The following is an 18,126-nucleotide window of genomic DNA, read 5'->3' on the forward strand; positions in this document are numbered from 1 at the left end:
ACAGGACTCCGACATGATCAACCCTATCGCTGCACTTTCCCCCCTAGACGGCCGCTACGCCAAATCCGTTGAAGCATTGCGTCCGATTTTCTCCGAATACGGCCTGATGAGGGCGCGCGTCAAAGTCGAATTGAGCTGGCTCAAAGCCCTCGCCGCCGAACCGAAAATCACCGAAATTCCCGCCTTCAGCGATTTCACGCTTGCCGAAATTGACAAAGTCATCGAAAACTTTTCATTGGAAGACGCAGCCGCCGTCAAAGCCATCGAAGCGACCACCAATCATGATGTCAAAGCCATCGAATACTGGCTCAAAGAACGCTTCGCCGGCGTACCCGAAGTCGCCGCCGCCAGCGAGTTTATCCACTTCGCCTGCACCAGCGAAGACATCAACAACCTGTCCCACGCCCTAATGCTGCAAGAAGCGCGCGAAACCGTCATCCTGCCGAAACTTGCCGAAATCATCGAAAAACTCACCGGCATGGCGCACGACCTTGCCGCCGTCCCCATGATGAGCCGTACCCACGGCCAACCCGCCACGCCGACCACTTTGGGCAAAGAAACCGCCAACATCGTGTACCGCCTGCAACGCCAGTTCAAAAACCTTCAGGCGCAAGAATTCCTCGGCAAAATCAACGGCGCAGTCGGCAACTACAACGCCCACATGGTCGCCTATCCCGACGTCGATTGGGAAACCCACTGCCGCAACTTCGTCGAAATCAGCCTCGGCCTGACCTTCAACCCCTACACCATCCAAATCGAACCGCATGACTACATGGCTGAATTCTTCCAAACCCTCAGCCGCATCAACACCATACTGATCGACTTCAACCGCGACGTTTGGGGTTATATTTCATTGGGTTACTTCAAACAAAAAGTCAAAGCGGGCGAAGTCGGCTCTTCCACCATGCCGCACAAAGTCAACCCCATCGACTTTGAAAACTCCGAAGGCAACCTCGGCATGGCAAACGCCGTATTGGGCTTCTTAGCCGAAAAACTGCCCGTCTCCCGCTGGCAGCGCGACCTGACCGACAGCACCGTCCTGCGCAACATGGGCGTAGGCGTAGGCTATGCCGTATTAGGTTTTGCCGCCCACCTGCGCGGCCTGAACAAGCTCGAACCCAACCCCGCCGCGCTGGCTGCCGATTTGGATGCCACTTGGGAACTGCTCGCCGAACCGATTCAAACCGTTATGCGCCGCCACGGCGTCGCCAATCCTTACGAAAAACTGAAAGACCTGACGCGCGGCAAAGGCGGCATCACGCCCGAAGTGCTGAAAGTCTTCATCGAATCGCTGGAAATCCCCGCCGAAGCCAAAGCCCAACTGCTCGCCCTGACCCCTGCGCTCTACATCGGCAAAGCGGAAGAATTGGCGAAACGGATTTGATGCAGCCTTGATGATTTGAGATTGAATCGGAACAAAAGGTCGTCTGAAAACCAAAACTGATGGTTTTCAAACGACCTTTCGTCATATTAAGAGTAGCGTGGGCTTTGCCCACGACTTTCGACCCGAACATCAGAATCCAATCATTTCTATTCATTCGTGGGCAAAGCCCACGCTACGGGTTCGGTTTATCCAAAGTGCGCGTCGATTTAAAAAAGGTCGTCTGAAAACTTTGGTTTCCCAGTTTTCAGACGACCTTTTACCGTTCAAATCGGGCTTTATTCAACCGTAACCGATTTCGCCAGGTTGCGCGGTTTGTCCACGTCCGTGCCGCGTGCGAGGGCGGCGTGGTAGGACAAGAGCTGCACGGGGATGGTGTGCACGATCGGCGAGAGTACGCCGACGTGGCGCGGGGCGCGGATGACGTGCACGCCGTCGGTGGCGTTGAAATTGCTGTCCAAATCGGCAAAGACGAAGAGTTCGCCGCCGCGTGCGCCGACTTCCTGCATATTGGCTTTGACTTTGTCCAACAAGCCGTCGTTTGGCGCGATGACGACGACGGGCATGTTTTCATCCACCAATGCCAACGGGCCGTGTTTCAATTCGCCTGCGGGATAGGCTTCGGCGTGGATGTAGGTGATTTCTTTCAGCTTCAACGCGCCTTCGAGGGCAATCGGGAAGTGGATGCCGCGGCCTAAAAACAGTGCGCTGTTTTTCTTGGCAAATTTTTGCGCCCACGCGGCGATTTGCGGCTCAAGGTTGAGAACGTGTTGGATGCTGCCGGGCAGTTGGCGCAGTTCTTCGACGTATTCGCGCGCTTTTTCGGCAGAAACCAAACCGCGCTGTTTGCCCAGCGTCACTGCCAAGCCAAACAATACAACCAGTTGCGTGGTGAACGCTTTGGTGGAAGCGACGCCGATTTCTGCACCGGCGCGGGTGTACAGCACCAATTCGCTTTCGCGCGGCAGGGCGGATTCCATGACGTTGCAGATGGACAGGCTGTGTTTGTGCCCTAAGGATTTCGCGTATTTCAGGGCTTCCATCGTGTCCAAGGTTTCGCCGGATTGGGAGATGGTGATGATCAGTTGTTTCGGATCGGCAATCACGTCGCGGTAGCGGTATTCGCTGGCGATTTCGACGTCGGTCGGGATTTTGGCGATGGATTCGAGCCAGTATTTGGCGGTCAGCGCGGCGTAGTAGGACGTGCCGCAGGCAAGGATTTTGATGCTGTGGATGTCGTCGAACACTTCGCGTGCGTTTGCGCCGAAGTTTTCGGGTTCGAAGCCGCCGTCAAGGAAGACTTCGGCGGTATCGGCGATGGCGCGCGGCTGCTCGTGGATTTCCTTTTGCATGAAGTGGCTGTATGGGCCCAACTCCAGCGAAGCGAGCGACAGTTCGGATACTTTGACTTTGCGTTGGGTTTCGGCACCGGTTTTGTCAATCAGTTTTTCAATACCGTTCGCGCTCAATACGGCGATGTCGCCGTCTTCCAAATAGGCGATGCGGCGGGTGAAGGCGATGACGGCGGATACGTCGGAGGCAATGAAGGTTTCTTGGTCGCCCAATGCCACCAAGAGTGGGCAGCCCATGCGTGCGACCACCATTTCTTCGGGTTTGTCCTGCGCCATCACGGCGATGGCATATGCGCCGTGGAAACGGGCGGTGGCAGCGCGGACGGCTTCAAACAGTTTGCCGCCGTTTTGGGTGTATTCGTGATTGACGCTGTGGGCAATGACTTCGGTGTCGGTTTGCGATTCGAAGGTGTAACCCAAGGCTTTGAGGCGTTCGCGTTCGGCTTCGAAGTTTTCGATAATGCCGTTGTGGACGACGGCAATCATACCGCCGGAGATGTGGGGGTGGGCGTTGGGTTCGGTTACGCCGCCGTGAGTCGCCCAGCGGGTATGGCCGATACCGATGTGTCCGAACACACCTTTTTCGCGCGCCGCGTCCTCCATCAGCTGCACGCGGCCGACGCGGCGCACGCGTTTGATTTTGCCGTCCATGTTCACGGCGATACCCGACGAGTCATAGCCCCGATATTCAAGGCGTTTGAGACCGTCGGTCAGAAAATCGACTACATTGTGATTGGCGCGGATGGCGCCGACGATACCGCACATATAAGTTCCTTAGTATCTAAAGTTGAAAAAAGACAAGACGCCGGCTTCCGTACGCCTTGCCCGCACATTATATCAGAGCGAAATATATCATACTGAATTTTAAAGAAATTAACAGTAAATCCAACTGATTGATTGCTTTAAAAATAGTTTCAAATATCAGGCTTCCCGCCGTTTGAGTGCCATATGGCGGATTAGTTTTATCGAACAGGTTGATATGCTGTCTGTATAAATATAACATGAATCGGCTGGCTATTTCAGACGACCTTATACATTTCTTAACCATCCAGCGTAAAAAGACGTACAAAAACCAAGCTGTCGCAATCGAATCATTTATAATTTCATGAAAATAAAAACAAGGATTTCACACCATGGCAAAAAAATTCCCCATCTTCCCCAAAGCGCCGGAGCGCATCTGCTGGGGTTGCGACAAATATTGTAAAGAAGACGATTTGCAATGCGGCAACGGCTGCGAGCGCATCCAGCACCCCATCGAATTGGACGGGCGCGAGTGGTATAAAAAAGGCGACTGGAGCAATTTGTTGAGCGAAGAGCAGCAAATCGAACTGGGCTTGAAAGAAGCGCCCAAACCCGCCAAGCCGCATATCAAACTGCCGTTGCGGAATAAAACGGCTTAAGCACCCCGCCAAGCTTAAGGGGTCGTCTGAAAACCGAAGGGGCGCAATCATGCGCCCTTATTTTTATTTCAACGATGCACCAAGAAATTGACCCCACCTGCGCCAAACTGCCGCCGCCTATCTCTCTAGCAAACATACTTAATTTTTTAAATACGGTATCTCATCAAATTCCGTCATTCCCATGCAGGCGGGAATCCATTTTTGAAATTCAGAAACTGTTTTCCAAATCAAGATTTCTAAAGTTTTACGATGGATTCCCGCCTGCGTGGGAATGACGGCAACAGAAACGACAAAGGTTCAAACCTCCCATCCCAATGTGGCTTCCCTTACCAAAGGTCGTCTGAAAACGCCAAAATATGCTTTTCAGACGACCTTTCCCATCTCTCCCGAACCCGTCCGCGAAAAATGCTAAAATAACCAATTCATAAGCAAATCCACCTTTTCAGACGACCTCGATGCTCACCGATTTAGAAAAAAACGCCATCCGCGACCATTACCAAAATATCGGCAAAAACCTGCCCGGTTTCCGTCCGCGCGCTTCGCAGCGGGAAATGATTGCGGCGGTTGCCAACGCTTTTTCGCGGACGTTGACGCGCGAAGAAGGCGGCGAACCGCCCAAGCGAGAGGGCGAGAGCATTGCCGTGATCGAAGGGCCGACCGGAGTGGGCAAATCGCTTGCCTACCTGCTGGCGGGCGGCATTATGGCGCAGACGCGCGGCAAGCGGCTGATTGTGAGCAGCGCGACGGTTGCCTTGCAGGAGCAGTTGGTTGATCGCGACCTTCCGTTTCTGGTTGAAAAAAGCGGTTTGGAACTGACCTTTGCGCTTGCCAAAGGGCGCGGCCGTTATCTCTGCCCCTACAAACTCTACCAACTCACGCAAAGCAACGCCCAGCAAAACCTGCTCGGCTTCGAAGCTCCCGCCGTCTTGTGGGACAGCAAACCCAAGCCCGAAGAATTGAGGCTGCTGCGCGACATCGCCGACGAATTTTCCGCCCGTCGGTTCAACGGCGACCGCGACACTTGGCCGGAAAAAATCGACGACACCATCTGGATGAAGGTGAACAACGACAACTACGGCTGCCTCAAAACCGCCTGCCCCAACCGCCCGGAATGCCCGTTTTACCTTGCCCGCGACACGCTGGAAACCGTCGATGTCGTCGTAACCAACCACGATTTGCTGATGGTCGACATCAGCATGGGCGGCGGCGTGATTTTGCCCGACCCTGAAAACAGCTTCTACTGCATCGACGAAGCGCACCACCTGCCCAAAAAAGCCCTCAGCCAGTTTGCCGCCGAGCATTCGTGGAACCAAGCGGTGTGGGCGTTGGAAAAACTGCCGCAGGTTACCGGCAAAATTGCCGCACTCACCGACAAAGGCGAGTTGGCGAACCTTGCCGACGAAGCCGCCGCCGCGCTGCTCGAAAGCCTGCACGAATGGCAGTTCCATCTCGCCGAAGAGCCGTCTTTGGGCTTGGGGTCGTCTGAAAACGACAGACGGACAAACAGCGAGCCGACTTGGCTGTGGGAAGACGGCAAAATCCCCGAAGGCCTCGAAACCACCGTTTCCAACACCGCCATCGCCGCCCGCAGCCTCTACAAACACATCAACAGCCTCAACGACGCATTGTCCGCCGCCCGCCGCGACAAAGACCAAAACAGCGCGCAAATCGACCGCCTGAGTACCGAATTCGGCGTATTCCGCGCACGTATCGAACAAATCACCGCCACATGGGATTTACTTTCCACCGTCCCACTCGAGGGCGAAGAACCGCTGGCAAAATGGATAACCCGCCGCGCCGACGACAAAAACGACTACATTTTCAACGCCAGCCCCATCAGCAGCGCGTCCCACCTCGCCAACAGCCTGTGGCGGCGCGCGGCAGGCGCAGTGTTGACCTCCGCCACCCTGCAATCCTTGGGCAGCTTCAACCTCATCCTGCGCCAAACCGGACTGCAATGGCTGCCCGAAACCACCACCCTCGCCCTAGAAAGCCCGTTTGATTTCGATGCGCAAGGCGAACTCTACATCCCGCCCGTACACGCCAGTCCCAAAGACCCCGCCGCGCATACCGCCGCCATCGTCGAATGGCTGCCCAAGCTCATTTCGCCCACCGAAGCCATCGGCACGCTCGTCCTGTTTTCCTCGCGCAAACAAATGCAGGATGTCGCCCTGCGCCTGCCCGAAGACTACCTGCCGCTCTTACTCGTACAAGGCGAATTGCCCAAAGCCGTCCTCCTGCAAAAACACCACCAAGCCATAGAAGACGGCAAAGCCAGCATCATCTTCGGACTCGACAGTTTCGCCGAAGGACTCGACCTGCCCGGCACCGCCTGCGTGCAAGTCATCATCGCCAAGCTCCCCTTCGCCATGCCCGACAACCCCATCGAAAAAACCCAAAACCGCTGGATAGAACAGCGCGGCGGCAACCCCTTCATCGAAATCACCGTCCCCGAAGCCGGCATCAAACTCATCCAAGCCGTCGGCCGCCTCATCCGCACCGAACAAGACTACGGCCGCGTGACCATCCTCGACAACCGCGTCAAAACGCAGCGGTACGGCCAGCAATTACTAGCCAGCCTGCCGCCGTTTAAAAGGATAGGTTGAAACCCATAAAGAGGTCGTCTGAAACCTGATTTCCAGTTTCAGACGACCTCAACACAAACACAATCAACACATACCATGAAAAAACTCACTTTCATCGCCATACTTATCCCCCTGCTGGTTTCCTGCGGTTCGGTTTCACTTTCCCAATCCGACCGCGATTACACCCAGACCCATCCCGCACCCAAAGCCTTTGACTCGAAGCGTACCGAATACACTTGCACCACTTGGACGCCACCATCCCCACCCGATGCCGAATCCCATCTTTGGTATCGTGCCGCCACTCTGATTCATGCTGAAGGTTGGCGCAAGAATACGCGGCAGGCTCAGGATATGATTACCCTATATGAAGCGGCAGCGTCGAAGGGGCATTATCAGGCAATCAACAACCTTTATTTACTTTATACCAACGGACAAGGGGCAAGCGGTACTTTGTATGCTCCTCAGCCCAGTCGCGCCCGCAAATGGCTGCACTACGGTCTGGACAAAAACTGGGCGATGGCAAACTACTGGCTGTTTGATGCGCTGTATGAAGGCAATGCGGGCTATCGCTATAACCCTAAACTCGCTCTTGCCTACCTGCAAAAGGCAGTGGATTTGGGCGTGCCACTGGCACAATATGAATTGGCACGGATTTACGATAAACGATTTAAAGATTACAACACGCGCGAACTGCTGCTTGATTGCGCAGCTAGGCAAGGGTTCTCTGCCGCCATGGATGAATTGTCTAGGATCAAGCGGATTCGTTATGGTAATTTAAAAGAATCCTTGCAATTAATGCACAATGCATTGCGCTATGGTGGTGAAGGAGGAGGAGAAGCCGCCTTAAAGCTAACAATGGTTTATGCTAAAAATAAGGCTCTTATGGATAAATTTATTGCTATCCCTGCCGATCCTGTCCGCGAAGCAGCCTATGCCGAGTTAGAAAAAGCCCTTAAAGGCACAGGCACCAAAAGCGGCAACCCCTTCTACACCTTCCCACGCCTAGACGAAGTCCTCCCTCTGCCTCCCGCCAAAACCCACTGGAAAGGCATCTACTCCGCAATGAGTAAAGAAGACGCGGCGTTCTACCAAAATCCACCCGACACCGCTGCTCTTGCTGCCGATATCCTCAAACGCGGTATCGTCAAAAAAGAAGAGGTTTACTGGTCGCCGCGCCCTCCCGAGCCTCCCGAAGATCACGGGCTGTAATTGGAATCAAGACACAACATTTAAAAAAGGTCGTCTGAAACCTGATTTCCAGTTTCAGACGACCTCAACACAAACATCATCAACACATACCATGAACAAACTCACTTTCATCGCCCTGCTTATCCCCCTGCTGGCTTCCTGCGGTTCGGTTTCACTTTCCCAATCCGACCGCGATTACACCCAGACCCATCCCGCACCCAAAGCCTTTGACTCGAAGCGCACCGAATACACCTGCGCGACTTGGACGCCGCCGTCCCCGCCCGATGCCGAATCCCATCTCTGGTATCGTGCCGCCACACTACTGGATGCCAAAGACTGGCGTATGAACAAACAGGAATTTCAGGACATGATTGTCTTGTACGAAGCCGCGGCATCAAAAGGGCATTATCAGGCAATCAACAACCTTTACCTGCTCTACACCCATGTGCAAGGTTCGACCGGCATCATGTACAACCCCTTGCACAACCGCGCCCGAAAGTGGCTGCACTACGGTCTGGACAAAAACTGGGCGATGGCAAACTATTGGCTGTTTGACGCGCTGTACGAAGGCAATGCAGGTTATCGCCGTAATCCGCAACTTGGTCTTGCCTATCTGCAAAAGGCGGTGGATTTGGGTGTGCCGCTGGCGCAGTATGAGCTATCACTGATTTACGATAAACAGTTTAAAGATATGAATACTCGTGAGTTACTCCTTGGTTGTGCTGCCAAGCAGGGTTTTTCTGCTGCCATGGAAGAATTATCTAGGATCAAACGAATCCGTTATGAAAACCTACAAGAATCTTTGCTGCTGATGCACAACGCAGTGCGCCAAGGAGGAGAAGGAGGTGGAGGAGCTGCTTTAAAGCTAAAAATGGTCTTTGCTAAGAATAAAGAACTTATGGATCAATTCTCTGACATCCATGCAGACCCCATCCGAGAAGCAGCTTATAAAGAATTGAAAGTTGCTCTGAAAGGCACAGGCACTAAAAGCGGCAACCCCTTCTACACCTTCCCGCGCCTAGACGAAGTCCTGCCCCTGCCGCCTGCCAAAACCCACTGGAAAGGCATCTACTCGGCAATGAGCAAGGAAGACGCGGCGTTCTACCAAAATCCGCCCGACACCGCCGCCCTTGCTGCCGATATCCTCAAACGCGGTATCGTCAAAAAAGAAGAAGTTTACTGGCCGCCGCGCAAAGATTAAGATAAACAGGACTCCTCACCGTTACCCGTACAAACTCAGGACAAACACGACATGACCTTAGACCAATGGCTGCGCCATTCGCAGTTGCCGAGACTCGAAGCCCGTATGCTGCTGCAACATGCAGGCGGTTATAGCCGTGTGCAGTTGGTCACGCAAGGCGCCGATCCGCTGCCGGAAGCAGTAGCAGCGCAACTGGATATCCTGCAGGCACGTCGTCTGAAAGGCGAGCCGATGGCGTATATTTTGGGCGGACGGGAGTTTTACGGACGATGGTTTGAAGTCAGTCCCGACGTGTTGATTCCCCGTCCTGAAACCGAGCATTTGGTGGAGGCGGTAATCGAACATCTCCCCGTAAACGGGCAGGTTTGGGATTTGGGAACGGGCAGCGGGGCGGTCGCCGTGACGGTGGCGTTGGAAAGAACGGATGCGGCAGTGCGCGCTTCCGATATCAGCGGCGGAGCGTTGGCGATTGCCCGTAAAAACGCGGAAACTCTGGGCGCAAGGGTCGAGTTTGCATTGGGTTCGTGGTTTGAGACGGATAAGACGTCGTCTGAAGACAAACACCGCTTCGATGTCATTGTTTCCAATCCGCCTTATATCGAAGCCGGCGACGAGCATTTGAGCCAAGGGGATTTGAGATTCGAGCCGCAAACGGCGTTGACAGATTTTGCCGACGGCTTGAGCTGTATTCGAGAGCTGGCGCAGCGCGCGCCGGAATTTTTAAAAGAGGGCGGATGGCTGCTGCTGGAACATGGTTACAACCAAGGCGCAGCAGTGCGGCAGATTTTGACGGCAAACGGCTTTGCCGAAGTCAGTACGCAACAAGATTTGGCAGGGCTGGACAGATTGACTTTAGGCATGTTCCGCCACATCGAATAATGTTTTCCAGCGGTTGAAAGTGAAGCCGCCAATCTGCCGCCTGCCGTATCGTGTCCGTTTATTGTGGTTTAATCATGCAGCGTCGCAGCATGTAAAGTATTTTCCAATAAAGTAGCAATCGTCATCGGACCGACCCCGCCGGGTACCGGGGTAATCATGCCCGCCCGTTCTTTTGCCACATCAAATTCCACATCGCCGCACAGGCTGCCATCTTCCAAACGGTTAATCCCGACATCAATCACCACTGCGCCGGGTTTAATCCATTCCCCTTTGACAAAATTGGGAATCCCGACGCCTACCACCACAATATCGGCAGCCCCGACTTCCTTGTCCAAGTTTTCCGTCGCACTGTGGCAAATCGTTACCGTGGCGCGGGCAAGCAGCAGCTCCAATGCCTGCGGGCGTCCGACAATATTCGATGCCCCGACAACCACCGCCTTCTTGCCTTTCGGATCGATACCGTAAGCCTCCAGCAGCGTCATCACACCCTTGGGCGTACAAGGGCGCATCAGCGGCATTTTTACCACCAAACGACCCACGTTATAAGGATGGAAGCCGTCCACATCTTTGTCCGGATGGATACGTTCCAAAACAGCCTGACTGTCTAAGCCCTCAGGAAGCGGAAGCTGCACCAAAATACCGTCTACTTCCGCGTTCCCGTTCAATTCATCAATCAGCTTCAGCAAATCTTCCTGAGAAGTCGACGCTGGCAGCTCATAAGACAAAGACCTGATGCCGCATTTTTGGCATGCCGATTTTTTGTTGCGGACATATACGGCACTGGCAGGATTGTCACCGACCAACACCACGGCCAAACAAGGCGCGCGCAATCCGGATTCAAGCCGCTTGGCTACCGCAGCGGATACCAGCTGCAAACGCTCCTGCGATATTTTTTTACCGTCAATCAATTGAACTGTCATGAAATTTCCATTTGGTTATCAATAAATAGCAAACGCAATTATCGCATTTTTAAAATGATTTGGCAGTCGGATAACAGCAAAAACCGAAACTGTATTTTTGAACGGCATTACACCCAGTATGAAGTAGGCGAAAAATTAAATTTTAAATAAAAATAAACAGATAATTTAGAAAAAAGAAAAATGATCTCAAATTGGATTGACAGGATTTCAGCGTATCTGTATATTCCCATTCTTCAGTCGGGGCGTAGCGCAGCCCGGTTAGCGCATCTGCTTTGGGAGCAGAGGGTCGTGAGTTCGAATCCCACCGCCCCGACCACCAAAATTCAGCACGAATCGGCATGAGCGCCCGTAGCTCAACCGGATAGAGCACCGACCTTCTAAGTCGGGGGTTACAGGTTCGATTCCTGTCGGGCGTGCCAAAAGTTAATGGTGGCTGTAGCTCAGTTGGTAGAGCCCTGGATTGTGATTCCAGTTGTCGTGGGTTCGAGCCCCATCAGCCACCCCAAATAAAAAATCCTGCATAGCAATATGCAGGATTTTTTATTGTCTATTGCATTTCAAATAGCGGTTGGACTTTTGCATCATCCGTGAGAATTGAAGTATTTGGTTTTTGAAGTGTTGTTGGATACAAGATAAACTTTTAGGTAATCTCAAGGTCGTCTGAAAAGGATCTTTGAAAGTTATCTCTAACGAAACGGACTTTTCATACGATTTTAAAAGGAAACTCATGCACATCACATTTCCTGAATGGTTTGATGATCTTACCGAATTTGAAGCCGAGAACAAAGGCTGTCTATTGGATTTTCCATTATGTATCAATGGGCAAAATTTTGTTTTTACATTCTACGATTTATGCCGCCTCAACCAAACCCGTGCCGATGAATCTGACCCAGTCGGCTTTTTGAAAAACGAAGCAGTCGTTGTGCTGCAAGCGGTAAATCGGGAAAACATCACCCGCTTTGTTCAAGCGTTTTTCCAAATAGAGTGAAAAATAAAAACATGAAAAAGCACATCGAAGACCTGCGTAACGCCCTGTATAACCATGATTTAACTGTTGCTTCTGAGGAGGACAGCCCCGCCTTCCCTGCCATGTGGACGCTGTCACATCCCTATTTCACGCTACCAATGACCATTGCTTTTTATAATGTGAACGATATCCGTATCGTACCGTTGCACGAGAGCTTCGGTTGCTATCTGATGGAGCAACCCGAAATATCGCTGTATTTCACTAAAACCAACCGCCATTCGTGGCAGCGTGATTTGGCCGTTTTTATTCAAACGCTGATGCAATACATTCATTCAATCGAAGCGGAACGCGACAAGGCTATTCGAAGGGACATTTGAACAAACAGTCTTCCGATAAACACGGTTTTCCAAACAGAAAGACGTCGTCTGAAAAACAGTAAAGGGTTTTCAGACGACGTCTTTGTTTTTACGCGGTTCTTAGAAGCGGTAGTTAACGCTCAAGCGGATATCGCGGCCAGGTTCAGGCAAGGCGTTAGCACCTGCGCGCTGGCTGTGCGGCTTGTAGTTTTTATTTAAGACATTGTTGACGGCGAAGTTGACGTTTAAGTCGTCTTTGCCCGTCGGCTTCCAGTTGGCGAATATATCGTTGACACCGTAGCCTGCACGGACGACATTCAGAGCCACATCAGAGCCGCGCGAGGTCGGGGCGTAGCCTGCATTTTGGACATAACGTCCGCGCCAGCCGATTTCCAAATTCGGATTGTCGAATTGGTACGACAGACCGGTTGTCCATGTGCGTCCCATCGGGATGGCAGTTGTCACGATGTCGGCGGTATCGCCGTTCAACTTCGGTCGGCTGTAGGCTACGCCTGCACGTGCGGTCAGACCCTTCCAGCGGTAGGCGGCGTTCAGTTCGTAACCTCTGTTTTTCAGCTTGCCGCCGTTATACCAGACATAGTGTTGCCCTGCTTGGCGGATGGCCTGTACATCTTTAATTTGTTGATGGAAATAGCTACCGGACAATGTCAGGGCGGAATTCCAGTGGTAGTTGAAGCCGATTTCTGCATTTCGCGAGCGTTCCGCTTTCAAGTCAGGCGATGCTTTAATCGATCTGATGCTCATTAAAGCTGCTTCGTACAGGCGGGGGCTGCGGGTTGCATAGTTCAGGCTGGTGTTGATGGAGAATTCGGGGGAAATGTCATAAACCAACCCGATGCTTGGATTGAAGTTGCCGTCTGAATTTTCTGTGTTACTGTTGGTTCTCATTTTCCAGCGGTCATAGCGCAAACCTGTGGTCAGTGTAACCGGTGAGAAATCCCAAATGCCTTCTACATATACGCCGGCATCGTTTTTCTTCTCGCTGTTTTCTCCTTTTGAGCTGCTTTTTTGAGTGCGCCAGTTTACTCCGTATTTCAAGGTATGGCGGTCAAATAGACGGCTGTCAAGATTCAGGTTGGCTCCGTATGTCCGCACTTCGCCATCCAATTCATAATTGGGATTGGGGACTTCGTCGCGTTTTATGTTCAAACGGTAAACGTTGGCTTTGATTGTGTCGATAAAGCCCAAGTTTCCGCCTTTGAATTCCAAGTTTGTGGTGTCTTGGGTCAGCGTGCGGTAACGCGGCGAGTTGGTGGCGACATTCGGAATACGGTTGCCGTTGGCATCCAAAATGTATTGACCCGTACGGCGGTCAGTTTGGAATACTTGCGAGAAATCGAACTCTTCGCGCAGGGCGCGTTCGCCATATTGTTTCTCTTGGCGGTGGCTCAATTCAATACGGTTGTCTTCGTTGAAACGATAGCCGATTTTGCCCAGCAAGCCGCGTGAACCCAATCCACTGTTTAAAACCTTATCGCTTCCGAGCAGATTACGGTAGCCTTTGCCTGCCGTGTATTCTTTTTCGCGTATGAAATTGCCTGAAAGCAAAGCGTCAAAACCGCCTGCCTGACCGTAAACGCTTGCACCGCGTGAATAACCTTTATTGCTGCTGATGCCGGCATTTAATTTGAAACCGACGTTTTGGCCTTCTCTCAGCAAATCCTTAGCTTCAACCGTTTCAGCAACAATTGCGCCGCTGGTTGCGCCGATACCTGCGGAGGCTGAACCCGTACCTTTTTGTACGGCAACGACTTTTACCAATGCGGGGTCAAGCATAAAGCGGCCGTTGTGGTGGAAAATCTGGCTGTCAGTGTAAGTATCGTCAACTTTATAATCTATTTGGTCTTGTCCCATGCCTCGGATGGTTACCCATTGCGACTGACCATTGCCGCCGCCGAAACTGATAGAGGGTTCGTTGAACAATACGTCTTTTAAATCAGTGGAAGTCGTTTCTTCCATGCGTTTTGTAGTTACACGGTGTGTGGCGCTTGTAGCTTGACCTTTCACAGTAACAGTATCAAGGGTAACGCTTTCTTTCGCTTCGTTTTCCGCGTGGGCAAAACCGGCGGCGAGTGCTAAGGAGAGCAGGCTGAAGCGGAACAGGGGAGAGGTCATGTAAATTTCCTTTGTTATGGGCAAGTTTCAGTTCTTTGGTTAAATTCATTATTAATAATGATTTCTATTTATTCTAAAGATGAGATACTATTTTGTAAAGGCGTGTTTATGTTTGCGCTGATAGTGTCTGGTTTTTTGTTGATTGAACCATTTGAAGTTTGCCGACTGTAAAAGGTCGTCTGAAAATGTCTGCCTGCTTGATCAGCATTGAAAGTAGGGCGGGGATAGTGCGCAACTTGTTATGCCCGTTTTCAGACGACCTTAAGCGGAAAATTTTTGCTTCTTCCCTTGAATTTATCGCGCCGAACCCTAATTTGCCGCTGTGTTCAGGCAAGTTTTTTGATGAACTTGCCGCCATCTTTTTCAAACCGCATCTGCCGGATAAAGGCAGATGATTGTTTTCAAACTATTTATCGGAGCATAAAACATGACCATCCGTCCTTTACACGACCGCGTCGTCGTCAAACGCTTGGAAGCTGAAGAAAAAACCGCATCAGGCATCGTCTTGCCGGGCGCAGCCGCTGAAAAACCCGACATGGGCGAAGTGATCGCCGTGGGTGCGGGTAAAATCGGTAAAGACGGCGCGCGCCGTCCGCTGGATGTCAAAGTCGGCGACAAAGTGATTTTCGGCAAATACAGCGGTCAAACCGTTAAAGCCGACGGCGAAGAGCTGTTGGTGATGCGCGAAGAAGATATTTTCGGTATTGTCGAATAAACATTCCGTCTATTCAGAACAACAGGTCGTCTGAAAAGACGTACAAGGTTTTCAGACGACCTCAAACAACATTAAACAATTTTGGAGAATCAAAACATGGCAGCAAAAGACGTACAGTTCGGTAACGAAGTCCGCCAAAAAATGGTCAGCGGCGTGAACACTCTGGCAAACGCCGTCCGCGTAACTTTGGGTCCTAAAGGTCGCAACGTAGTGGTTGACCGCGCATTCGGCGGCCCGCACATCACCAAAGACGGCGTTACCGTCGCTAAAGAAATCGAACTGAAAGACAAATTCGAAAACATGGGCGCGCAAATGGTGAAAGAAGTTGCGTCCAAAACCAACGACGTAGCGGGCGACGGTACCACTACCGCTACCGTATTGGCTCAAGCCATCGTAGCGGAAGGCATGAAATACGTGACCGCCGGCATGAACCCGACCGACCTGAAACGCGGTATCGACAAAGCCGTTGCCGCTTTGGTTGAAGAGCTGAAAAACATCGCCAAACCTTGCGATACTTCCAAAGAAATCGCACAAGTCGGCTCGATTTCCGCCAACTCTGACGAACAAGTCGGCGCGATTATTGCCGAAGCGATGGAAAAAGTCGGCAAAGAAGGCGTGATTACCGTTGAAGACGGCAAATCTTTGGAAAACGAATTGGATGTCGTCGAAGGTATGCAGTTCGACCGCGGCTACCTGTCCCCTTACTTCATCAACGACGCGGAAAAACAAATCGCTGCGCTGGACAATCCGTTTGTATTGCTGTTCGACAAAAAAATCAGCAACATCCGCGACCTGCTGCCTGTTTTGGAACAAGTGGCAAAAGCCAGCCGTCCGCTGTTGATTATTGCTGAAGACGTAGAAGGCGAAGCCTTGGCGACTTTGGTCGTGAACAACATCCGCGGCATCCTGAAAACCGTTGCCGTGAAAGCCCCGGGCTTCGGCGACCGCCGCAAAGCCATGTTGCAAGACATCGCCATCCTGACCGGTGGCACCGTAATCGCCGAAGAAGTCGGCCTGTCTTTGGAAAAAGCCACTTTGGAAGACTTGGGTCAAGCCAAACGCATCGAAATCGGTAAAGAAAACACCACCATCATCGACGGCTTCGGCGACGCAGCCCAAATCGAAGCGCGTGTTGCCGAAATCCGCCAACAAATCGAAACCGCAACCAGCGATTACGACAAAGAAAAACTGCAAGAGCGCGTTGCCAAATTAGCAGGCGGCGTGGCAGTGATTAAAGTCGGTGCCGCTACCGAAGTCGAAATGAAAGAGAAAAAAGACCGCGTGGAAGACGCGCTGCACGCTACCCGCGCAGCCGTTGAAGAAGGCGTGGTTGCCGGCGGCGGCGTAGCCCTGTTGCGCGCCCGTGCCGCTTTGGAAAACCTGCACACCGGCAATGCCGACCAAGACGCAGGCGTGCAAATCGTCTTGCGCGCCGTTGAGTCTCCGCTGCGCCAAATCGTTGCCAACGCAGGCGGCGAGCCTAGCGTAGTCGTGAACAAAGTGCTGGAAGGCAAAGGCAACTACGGTTACAACGCAGGCTCCGGCGAATACGGCGACATGATCGAAATGGGCGTACTCGACCCCGCCAAAGTAACCCGTTCCGCGCTGCAACACGCCGCGTCGATCGCCGGCCTGATGCTGACGACCGACTGCATGATTGCCGAAATCCCTGAAGAAAAACCAGCTATGCCTGACATGGGCGGCATGGGTGGTATGGGCGGCATGATGTAAGGTTGTCCCCCAGCCTAAGCGCAAAGAAAAAACCTGCACGGACAACCGTGCAGGTTTTTTCTTTGGAAGAAGGTCGTCTGAAAACGAGAAGGGTGGATTTTCAGACGACCCTGGCTTATCTTGCCTGCTCCATAGCAGCCGTTAACGCATTAAAATTTTGCATTAGCGTTGCTTTATCGAACCAGCCAGCCAGTGTAAACAGCTGTATAAAAATCCCTATAATCACAACCATACAGCAGAAGTACAAAAGATAGCCTTTGAATACCGTCCAAACTTTAACCTGACCCATTTGCATCAAGCCGACCGCCTGCACCCAAAACACCCAAGTCTTCCAAAACATCAGCAGCGGCGTAATCTGTGGGACATAAAACACAAGCAGCGCCGGAATCATCAGAGCCTCCGATGCCAAGATGAATCCCCATAAAGGCAGGCGCGGCGCGCCGTTTCTGCTCAAAACATGACGCATCACGCGGCTCAAAATCAGCCACTTTATAACGGTAACCAACACGCCAAAGACGGCGGTGGCAGTGCTGACACCGAGCAAGGTCGACATATCTGCCGCATTAATCATGCCCAACAGCAGCAAAATCGCCAAAATGACAGGCAGCATATAGAAATAATCAGCAGGATTTTTATAGCGCAGACGCAGAATATCCCACATATCTTTTAAAAAATCATACAACATCAAACAGATATCTTCAGAAACAAAAAAGCGATTGTATCTTAAAACGACACATAGGTCGTCTGAAATCGACAATCCTCCCCGATGGAAAAATTATGGGTGCCGACGGTCGATATCCAGTGGATTTTGTTCAAAATCATCGAAATTTAATTTAAGCTAAAACAAAAGTTTATAAAATATCTCCGCACCATTTCAAAATAAACCTTGCATGAACCCGTTGTTTTTGGTTTAATGCCCACTTCCCTGCAATGCAGATGAAGGCCAGATAGCTCAGTTGGTAGAGCAACGGATTGAAAATCCGTGTGTCGGCGGTTCGATTCCGCCTCTGGCCACCACAAAAACCGCCTAAGGCGGTTATTTTTTTATCTCATGCCATCAAGCCAATCCCTGTCGATAAGACATCCCACAATTTTTCATTTTCATTCTGTCATCTGACCCTGCCCCTTTCCGCTAATCGAAACGTCTTTTGTATTTGAAATATAGTGGATTAACTTTAAACCAGGACGGCGTTACCTCGCCTTAGCTCAAAGAGAACGATTCTCTAAGGTGCTGAAGCACCAAGTGAATCGGTTCCGTACTATCTGTACTGTCTGCGGCTTCATCGCCTTGTCCTGATTTAAATTTAATCCACTA

The 18,126-nt window shown here is 51.7% G+C and carries 16 protein-coding genes and 4 tRNA genes; 15 read left to right on the plus strand and 5 right to left on the minus strand.

Annotated elements, in window-relative coordinates; genetic code table 11:
• Nucleotides 1-13: 13 nt before the first annotated feature.
• Nucleotides 14-1,384, plus strand: coding sequence for an adenylosuccinate lyase (gene purB / locus HMPREF1051_RS07280; protein ID WP_003766466.1), 1,371 nt, complete (start codon nt 14-16; stop codon nt 1,382-1,384).
• Nucleotides 1,385-1,659: 275 nt separating this feature from the next.
• Here purB and glmS read toward each other — a convergent pair whose 3' ends face one another.
• The gene (glmS, locus tag HMPREF1051_RS07285; protein ID WP_003766510.1) at nt 1,660-3,498 is read right to left on the minus strand and encodes a glutamine--fructose-6-phosphate transaminase (isomerizing); all 1,839 of its coding nucleotides are present in this window, start codon (nt 3,496-3,498) and stop codon (nt 1,660-1,662) included.
• 368 nt (nt 3,499-3,866) lie between these two features.
• On the opposite strand from glmS, the gene HMPREF1051_RS07295 reads away from it, so the two are divergent.
• The 6 genes from HMPREF1051_RS07295 (at nt 3,867) to prmC (ending at nt 9,986) form a co-directional block, all read left to right on the plus strand.
• Complete coding sequence (locus tag HMPREF1051_RS07295) at nt 3,867-4,133, plus strand: DUF3079 domain-containing protein (RefSeq protein ID WP_003766405.1); 267 nt, start codon at nt 3,867-3,869, stop codon at nt 4,131-4,133.
• A gap of 271 nt (nt 4,134-4,404) precedes the next feature.
• On the plus strand, nt 4,405-4,545 hold the full coding sequence (locus HMPREF1051_RS14850) for a hypothetical protein (protein WP_196794316.1): 141 nt from the start codon (nt 4,405-4,407) through the stop codon (nt 4,543-4,545).
• Nucleotides 4,546-4,588: 43 nt separating this feature from the next.
• Nucleotides 4,589-6,739 carry an ATP-dependent DNA helicase DinG gene (dinG, locus tag HMPREF1051_RS07300; RefSeq protein ID WP_003766496.1) on the plus strand — a complete coding sequence of 717 codons (2,151 nt, stop codon included), beginning with the start codon at nt 4,589-4,591 and terminating at the stop codon, nt 6,737-6,739.
• A 75-nt stretch (nt 6,740-6,814) separates the two neighbouring features.
• Entirely contained in the window at nt 6,815-7,927 is a 1,113-nt protein-coding gene (locus HMPREF1051_RS07305) for a tetratricopeptide repeat protein (protein ID WP_003766415.1), read from the plus strand.
• Nucleotides 7,928-8,018: 91 nt separating this feature from the next.
• Nucleotides 8,019-9,107, plus strand: coding sequence for a sel1 repeat family protein (locus tag HMPREF1051_RS07310; RefSeq protein WP_003766384.1), 1,089 nt, complete (start codon nt 8,019-8,021; stop codon nt 9,105-9,107).
• A 51-nt stretch (nt 9,108-9,158) separates the two neighbouring features.
• Nucleotides 9,159-9,986, plus strand: coding sequence for a peptide chain release factor N(5)-glutamine methyltransferase (gene prmC / locus HMPREF1051_RS07315; protein WP_003766484.1), 828 nt, complete (start codon nt 9,159-9,161; stop codon nt 9,984-9,986).
• Between the two features lie 68 nt (nt 9,987-10,054).
• Here the strand turns inward: prmC and folD are convergent, their stop codons facing one another.
• The gene (gene folD, locus HMPREF1051_RS07320) at nt 10,055-10,906 is read right to left on the minus strand and encodes a bifunctional methylenetetrahydrofolate dehydrogenase/methenyltetrahydrofolate cyclohydrolase FolD (RefSeq protein ID WP_003766494.1); all 852 of its coding nucleotides are present in this window, start codon (nt 10,904-10,906) and stop codon (nt 10,055-10,057) included.
• Nucleotides 10,907-11,144: 238 nt separating this feature from the next.
• Here folD and HMPREF1051_RS07325 point away from each other — a divergent pair.
• From HMPREF1051_RS07325 to HMPREF1051_RS07345, 5 genes are all read left to right on the plus strand, one after another.
• Nucleotides 11,145-11,222, plus strand: a tRNA-Pro gene (locus tag HMPREF1051_RS07325).
• Nucleotides 11,223-11,248: 26 nt separating this feature from the next.
• A tRNA-Arg gene (locus HMPREF1051_RS07330) sits at nt 11,249-11,325 on the plus strand.
• Nucleotides 11,326-11,335: 10 nt separating this feature from the next.
• Nucleotides 11,336-11,411, plus strand: a tRNA-His gene (locus HMPREF1051_RS07335).
• A 222-nt stretch (nt 11,412-11,633) separates the two neighbouring features.
• Nucleotides 11,634-11,894 carry a hypothetical protein gene (locus HMPREF1051_RS07340; protein ID WP_003766504.1) on the plus strand — a complete coding sequence of 87 codons (261 nt, stop codon included), beginning with the start codon at nt 11,634-11,636 and terminating at the stop codon, nt 11,892-11,894.
• Nucleotides 11,895-11,905: 11 nt separating this feature from the next.
• A complete protein-coding gene (locus HMPREF1051_RS07345; RefSeq protein WP_231286291.1) occupies nt 11,906-12,250 on the plus strand; it encodes a hypothetical protein in 345 nt (114 codons plus the stop codon).
• A 99-nt stretch (nt 12,251-12,349) separates the two neighbouring features.
• Here HMPREF1051_RS07345 and HMPREF1051_RS07350 read toward each other — a convergent pair whose 3' ends face one another.
• Complete coding sequence (locus tag HMPREF1051_RS07350) at nt 12,350-14,365, minus strand: TonB-dependent receptor domain-containing protein (RefSeq protein ID WP_003766428.1); 2,016 nt, start codon at nt 14,363-14,365, stop codon at nt 12,350-12,352.
• Between the two features lie 106 nt (nt 14,366-14,471).
• Nucleotides 14,472-14,732 (minus strand): hypothetical protein, encoded by a 261-nt coding sequence (locus HMPREF1051_RS14430; protein WP_155815307.1) that lies wholly within the window; start codon nt 14,730-14,732, stop codon nt 14,472-14,474.
• A 60-nt stretch (nt 14,733-14,792) separates the two neighbouring features.
• Here HMPREF1051_RS14430 and groES point away from each other — a divergent pair, with 60 nt between their 5' ends.
• Nucleotides 14,793-15,080 (plus strand): co-chaperone GroES, encoded by a 288-nt coding sequence (gene groES / locus HMPREF1051_RS07360; protein WP_003744509.1) that lies wholly within the window; start codon nt 14,793-14,795, stop codon nt 15,078-15,080.
• Between the two features lie 96 nt (nt 15,081-15,176).
• Nucleotides 15,177-16,811 (plus strand): chaperonin GroEL, encoded by a 1,635-nt coding sequence (groL, locus tag HMPREF1051_RS07365; protein WP_003744506.1) that lies wholly within the window; start codon nt 15,177-15,179, stop codon nt 16,809-16,811.
• Between the two features lie 115 nt (nt 16,812-16,926).
• Here groL and HMPREF1051_RS07370 read toward each other — a convergent pair whose 3' ends face one another.
• Complete coding sequence (locus HMPREF1051_RS07370; protein WP_036492411.1) at nt 16,927-17,496, minus strand: hypothetical protein; 570 nt, start codon at nt 17,494-17,496, stop codon at nt 16,927-16,929.
• Between the two features lie 256 nt (nt 17,497-17,752).
• On the opposite strand from HMPREF1051_RS07370, the gene HMPREF1051_RS07375 reads away from it, so the two are divergent.
• Nucleotides 17,753-17,828: transfer RNA gene (locus HMPREF1051_RS07375), tRNA-Phe, on the plus strand.
• The last annotated feature ends 298 nt before the right edge of the window (nt 17,829-18,126 follow it).

Origin of the sequence: Neisseria sicca VK64 (genome assembly GCF_000260655.1) — a bacterium.
GTDB lineage: Bacteria > Pseudomonadota > Gammaproteobacteria > Burkholderiales > Neisseriaceae > Neisseria > Neisseria sicca_B.